Here is a 2,692-nt window from a genome sequence, read left to right on the forward strand (position 1 = left end):
AAGCTGCACAAATTGCTGGGGCCGCTGCGCGGCCCATCGCGACACAAGGCCGCTCCTACAAGGGCCGCGTCAGCCCATGAATTGTTTTAGCAGATAGGGAAATTGCTCATGCGCCCGAACAAGGCTTGCCCAGTAGTCCTTTCATCCACGTTGCCTGCGAAAATTCTGCTGCTCCGCCACCCCTTGGCTGGCGTGCAACTGGTCAAAGGCACCATCGAACAAGGCGAGGCGCCGGCCGCGGCTGCCTTGCGTGAATTGAGCGAGGAATCAGGCATCACCAAAGCCACGGTCAAACAAGACCTGGGCTGCTGGGATGCTAACCATCTTGGGCAAGTGTGGTCGTTTCACCTGTGCCAGGTGGAAGATGCCCTGCCCGAGCACTGGTCTCACCAGACACAGGATGACCATGGCCACCTGTTCACATTCTTCTGGGCAGCATTCGACGATCTGCCCTATAACGATTGCCATCCAGTCTTTCAGCGAGCGTTGCTGCATTTGAGAAAAGCCCTGGAGCACTCGCACAGTGATCGCGGCTAAAGCCCGATCGCTACTTCACGCGCGCCGCTCATGTATTGCTGCAGGCGGCTGCGCAACCAGCGTTCGGCCGGGTCGCTGTCGGTGGTGCTCAACCAGACCATGGCCAGCTCCAGCGCAGCCGTCTCGAACGGCAGCGTCTCGGCCTGCAGGTTGCCCCAACGCTCCATACCTTGCGCGGCATAGTCCGGGCAGCAGGCCAGCAGGTCGGTCCCGGCCAGAATCGCCGGCAGCGAGCTGAACTGCGGCACCGACAACACCACCTTGCGTTCGCGACCGATCTCTTTCAACCAGTCATCAACCACACCCTGCGTATTGGCGGTGGGCGATACCTGAACATGCGGGCGGGCGCAAAACTCATCCAGCGTCAGTGGCGTGGCTGATTTGTCGGCCCGCACCACCCTGCCCTGCATCGTGCGCAGCACCTTGCGCTTGGCGTTGGCCGGCAGCCCCTTGGTCTGGCTGATGCCGACCGTCACATCGCCTGCTGCCAGCAAGTCTGGAATGCGCCAGTAATCCACATGCTGCACGACCACCACCACATTCGGCGCCTCCACCCGCAGCGCCCGCAGCAACGGCGGCAACAGCCCCGACTCGACATCATCGGACAAACCGATGCGGAAGGTCATCTTGCTGGTGAGCGGGTCAAAATCATGGGACAGGCTGAGGGCTATGGACATCGCATCCAGGGCCGGGGTGAGGTACTTGATGACCTCTTCGGCCCTGGCCGTCGGTTCCATGCGGTTGCCCACGCGGATCAGCAACGGGTCGTTGAACATTGCCCGCAACCTGGCCAGCGCGGCGCTGACCGTGGGTTGGGCGACAAACAGCTTTTCTGCGGCACGGGTGAGGTTGCGCTCCTGCATCAGTGCTTCGAACACCACCATCAGGTTGATATCGGCTTTACGCAGTTCGTTGCGGTTCATCGGGGCTCCCGGCCATGGCCATGACGTGCGGACTCAATTCCAGCATCGATATGGATTGCGGTCGAGTAAAAACCGGAAAACCCGATCGCAAAAAGGGCCGCAAAGCGGCCCCGCCAGGGCAGCCGTTCAGCGCAAGGTATTTTTGGTCAGTTCGACTTCGTTCATCAATGCCTTGGCCAACGCCGTGAGGTAATCGGCGGCGCCCAGGAATTTGTGTTCGTCCTCCATATCGCCTTCGCGCAGCAGATGCTTGATGTAGCTCAGCAGGATCGAAACTTGCTCATAGGCATCATCGATAGGAATGCCGGGCTGGACCCGCAGCAGATCCTTTGGCGGGTTGCCGACTTCGAGGAAGGTTTCTGCGCCGATGGTGACGATGACCTTGGGTTCGTCTGCCATGTTTTCACTCCTCTTCCTTTTGGCCGAACAGCCGTGCATGCGAATGTGTTACCAGCGAATGGGCGATTTCAGTGGCATGCAGGGCATTGCCCAGGCCGGCATCGCCAGCGTGGCTGCGGCAATGTTCGTCAAGGGTTTCGATGACGCCGCGTAGCAGCTCGATTACGTGCGCGAGGGCGAGGGGTGGGTAGATGTCGGATTCGGGGGTGAAGAACGGGGTATTGATTGGGCGGCGGGGTGGATCGGGGACGAGCTTTTTCATGGCTATCACCTTTGTTCTGCTCAAGGAGACTGCCACTTCAATCTTTCTCACGGATTGTGGGTGGCAGCCGTGCGCGGGGTGAGAAACCGAGGAACAAAGGCAAAACTCGGCCAGGCCTGAGCCTGCCCGCGCGCGGCCGCCATAACGACGGAGCTTTGTATCAGTCGGGTTCTCACGCCCGGTCGCCGGAGCGACGCGAAAACGTTATCCCTGAGGTACTTCCCCGACAACGGCGATAGTTCAGCAGCGCGCGTAGGATAATTCCTAAGCGGGTTGATTCTGAAGCATTTGGTTTCATGTTCAGAAATGTCTTACAGAGTATGGCTTTGAGGTGCCTGCCAAGGGATCGGGTCAGGGCCACCAGGTGCTTGCCGCAACATGTTCAGCGCCTACAAGATCGAGCGCCGCCCGCGCGGCGCATCGCGAGCTGCGCTCGCTCCTACATTTGTCTCGGGCCAATTCTGCCTGTGCGATTTGCGCGCGAACGCCTTGGCGCATGACTCGATATCGCGTCGGACAAACAAGGCGGTCGCGCGCACCTGTCACAGGAATAATTGGCCCGAAACAAATG

At 59.9% G+C, this 2,692-nt stretch carries 5 protein-coding genes; 2 read left to right on the top strand and 3 right to left on the bottom strand.

What is annotated here, in order from left to right; genetic code table 11:
- Nucleotides 1–108: 108 nt before the first annotated feature.
- Entirely contained in the window at nt 109–537 is a 429-nt protein-coding gene (locus ACN6NG_RS21410) for an NUDIX hydrolase (RefSeq protein ID WP_063425111.1), read from the top strand.
- Here ACN6NG_RS21410 and ACN6NG_RS21415 read toward each other — a convergent pair.
- The 3 genes from ACN6NG_RS21415 to ACN6NG_RS21425 all read right to left on the bottom strand — a co-directional run bounded on the left by ACN6NG_RS21415 (nt 534) and on the right by ACN6NG_RS21425 (nt 2,121).
- Nucleotides 534–1,460 (bottom strand): LysR substrate-binding domain-containing protein, encoded by a 927-nt coding sequence (locus ACN6NG_RS21415; RefSeq protein WP_063425109.1) that lies wholly within the window; start codon nt 1,458–1,460, stop codon nt 534–536. The two genes, ACN6NG_RS21410 and ACN6NG_RS21415, sit on opposite strands and share 4 nt — an antisense overlap.
- Before the next feature lie 126 nt (nt 1,461–1,586).
- Nucleotides 1,587–1,859: a DUF3077 domain-containing protein gene (locus ACN6NG_RS21420; protein ID WP_474316082.1), complete on the bottom strand. Its 273-nt coding sequence runs from the start codon at nt 1,857–1,859 to the stop codon at nt 1,587–1,589.
- 4 nt (nt 1,860–1,863) lie between these two features.
- The gene (locus ACN6NG_RS21425) at nt 1,864–2,121 is read right to left on the bottom strand and encodes a hypothetical protein (protein ID WP_474316085.1); all 258 of its coding nucleotides are present in this window, start codon (nt 2,119–2,121) and stop codon (nt 1,864–1,866) included.
- 378 nt (nt 2,122–2,499) lie between these two features.
- Here ACN6NG_RS21425 and ACN6NG_RS21430 point away from each other — a divergent pair.
- Nucleotides 2,500–2,692: hypothetical protein (locus ACN6NG_RS21430; RefSeq protein ID WP_474316087.1), on the top strand; the 193-nt coding region annotated here is incomplete at its 3' end.

Source organism: Pseudomonas sp. TSO6, assembly GCF_056098905.1.

What these genes read in the sequence shown, in the direction of transcription:
- ACN6NG_RS21410 (WP_063425111.1), top strand. Translation starts at nt 109, where the DNA reads ATGCGCCCGAACAAGGCTTGCCCAGTAGTCCTTTCATCCACGTTGCCT.
- ACN6NG_RS21415 (WP_063425109.1), bottom strand. Translation starts at nt 1,460, where the DNA reads ATGAACCGCAACGAACTGCGTAAAGCCGATATCAACCTGATGGTGGTG.
- ACN6NG_RS21420 (WP_474316082.1), bottom strand. Translation starts at nt 1,859, where the DNA reads ATGGCAGACGAACCCAAGGTCATCGTCACCATCGGCGCAGAAACCTTC.
- ACN6NG_RS21425 (WP_474316085.1), bottom strand. Translation starts at nt 2,121, where the DNA reads ATGAAAAAGCTCGTCCCCGATCCACCCCGCCGCCCAATCAATACCCCG.